This window comes from Chloroflexota bacterium (genome assembly GCA_026713825.1).
Lineage (GTDB): Bacteria > Chloroflexota > Dehalococcoidia > Lucifugimonadales > UBA1127 > UBA1127.
This window is the reverse complement of record JAPONS010000097.1, coordinates 1-2,679: the sequence shown is the minus strand read 5'-3', so window position 1 is coordinate 2,679 and position 2,679 is coordinate 1. Positions and strand designations below refer to the sequence as shown.

The following is a 2,679-nucleotide window of genomic DNA, read 5'->3' as shown; positions in this document are numbered from 1 at the left end:
GCGTCCCCCCCCCCCGCTCGCTCCACCGCGGACGCTGGCCGCGCGCCCTCGCTCCCGGCTTCCTGCAGGGGCTCATGGCCGCCGGAGCCCCCATGGACCTCGCCATCCACCTCGGCCCCATACCCGCCGAGCAGGCCGCCCGCACCCTGGAGTGGCAGAAGGTGCGCTTCGAGTCCGCACAGTCGCTCTCCCTGCGCCGGGGACGCACCATGTCCCCCGAGGCCGAGATCGCGCTGGAGGACATCACCCGGCTCCGCGACGAGATACAGCGCGGGCGCGAGCGGCTCTTCCACTCGTCGCTTTCCATCACGCTCCATGCGAGGGAGGACGATGCGCTCAAGGAGATGACCCAACGGGCTCGGGCCCACTTCGCCGCCACGCTGGGGAAGCTCGATACGCTCCCCTTCCGCCAGCGCGTGGGCATGCTCTCGACGCTGCCCATCGCCATGAACGCGGTCGCCGAGTGGCGCAGCCTGGACACCTCGTCGATCGCGCGCCTCTTCCCCTTCTCTCCTCCCGATCTCGACACCCGCAGCGGCACACTGTACGGCATCGATCTGCGGGCCTGCTCCCCCATCGTCTACGACCCGTGGGACGGCACGCATCTGAATGCCAATACCGCCGTCCTGGCCCGCTCCGGCAGCGGAAAGTCGTTCTCCACCAAGCTCGGCATGCTCCGGGGTCTGACCCGGGGGATCACCGCCTACGTCATCGACCCGGAGGGCGAATACGCCGACATGGCACGCTCCGCGGGAGGCCGCGTCCTCTCTCCCGGCGTCCCAGGACAGGGCATGAATCCCTTCGTCATCAATCAGGGCGATGCCGAGGAGCTTCTGCTCCGCATCGGCAGCCTCCGCAGACTCATCGAGGTGATGGTCGGCGAGCGGCTCAGCGCCGAGCGCCGCTCCGCCCTCGACCACGCGCTCGCGGGCTACTACGCAGAACCGCGCGAACGCACCGGCTTCAAAGACTTCTACGCCTTCCTGCAGGACGGCGAGGATCCGGTTCTCGCCCGGCTGCTGCGGCCCTTCGCCACCGGCAGCCTCCGGCATCTGCTCTCCGACGAGGGCGACGACCTGCTCAACAACGAGGCGCTCGTCACCGTCTTCGACCTCCGCCTCCTCGAACCCGAGCTGCGCCCCGCAGCCGCCATGGTCAGCACCGAGACCGTCTGGGCCGCGGCGGCCCAGAACCCGAAACCCCGCCTGCTGGTGGTCGACGAGGTGTGGAGCATCATGCAGCACCCCGAGGGTGCGGCCTTCATGGTCTCCATGGCGAAGCGCGCCCGCAAGCACCGCCTGGGGCTGCAGTTCATCACCCAGGACGTGCAGGACCTCCTCTCCGAGGACACCTCCCGCGCCATCACCGGCCACTCAGGCAGGGCGCTCCTGCAGAACGCCGCGTTCAAGCTGCTGCTGCAGCAGGATGCCGCCGCCATCTCAACCGTGGGGGAGGCCTTCGACCTGCCCGTCGACCTGCAGCGCTGGCTGCTCTCCTGCCCGAGAGGTGACGGCTTGCTCCTCGCGCGCGGAGGAAGATTCCCAGTCCGCATCGAGGCCACGCCGGAGGAGGCCGATGTCATCGAGTGGCGGCCCGGAAGGCACTAGACGAGCACGACTGACAACGACGTGCATCAGCTGCACAGAAAGGAAGACTCGCATGAAACTGAACCTCTTCAACAGGAACAACGACGACCACACGGAGAAGCCGCCGGTGCTGCTGGCGGTGACGCCGCCGCGCTCCGGCGAGCGCACGCTCCTCGCCGTCGAGAACCTCCTCGCCTCCATCGCCGTCCCGGAGCCGTTCTCCCTCGAACTCGCGGGGAACGCAGACGGCATCACTCTCCTGATCCGCTGCCTGGACGACCAGGTGGTGCGCGCTCAGATCACCGCCCGCTACCCCCAGGCCCAGATACAGGGAATACCCACCGAGGACGACCCCCTGCTCCTGGTTGAGGGAGAGCAGGCGTGGAGCATGACGCTCCGGGCCGACGGCCCCGAATACGTCCCGCTGCGCACCTTCCGGGACGACGACCTCCTCGACCCCGGCTCCGACCCCCTCATCGCCCTCATGGGCGCACTCTCCGGCCTGCGCGACGGCGAACGCGTCGTCGCCCGCCTCCTGCTGCGCTCTCTCGGCCCCGGGTGGGCGGAGCACCACCAGCGGCTCGTCCACGAGCGGCCTGCACCCGGCACGGCGCAACCCCCTCAGGCAGGAACTCCGCAGGCAGCGGGCGGTCTCGGCATGGCCGTCCTCGGCATCGGCGCATTCATCGCCCTGAAGGCGTATCAGTGGATCCAGGCGGACGAGACCTGGAAGGCCGTCCTGCTGGGACTCGCAGTCACGGCCGGACTCATCGCCGCGGGATGGGTGAAGGCACGGTTCTTCAAGCGCCCGCCCGTCTACGACCCCCAGCTCATGCGCGAGAAGGTCTCCCGCATCGCTTACGATGCCGAGATCCAGGTGACGGCCATCCTGCCCGGCGACGCGCGGGCTCACCGGGCGAGAGAGCTGCTGGAGCCGGTGGCCGCCGCCTACCGCCACTACGACAATCCCGCAGGAGCGAGCTTCAGGGCGGGGCGGGGGATGCCCGCCGCTCCCGCTCCCGCCATGCTGCACCCCTCCAGCCCCCGCCTCTTCGGCAGGCGCCGCGTCCTGGGCGGGCGCCGCGCGGCCTGC

The 2,679-nt window shown here is 69.9% G+C and carries 2 protein-coding genes; both read left to right on the top strand.

Annotated elements, in window-relative coordinates; translation table 11 throughout:
- Positions 1–1,607 (top strand): ATP-binding protein (locus tag OXC99_11765; GenBank protein ID MCY4625660.1); only part of this gene is annotated, 1,607 nt, incomplete at its 5' end.
- A 52-nt stretch (positions 1,608–1,659) separates the two neighbouring features.
- On the top strand, positions 1,660–2,679 hold a 1,020-nt coding region (locus OXC99_11760), incomplete at its 3' end, for a hypothetical protein (protein MCY4625659.1).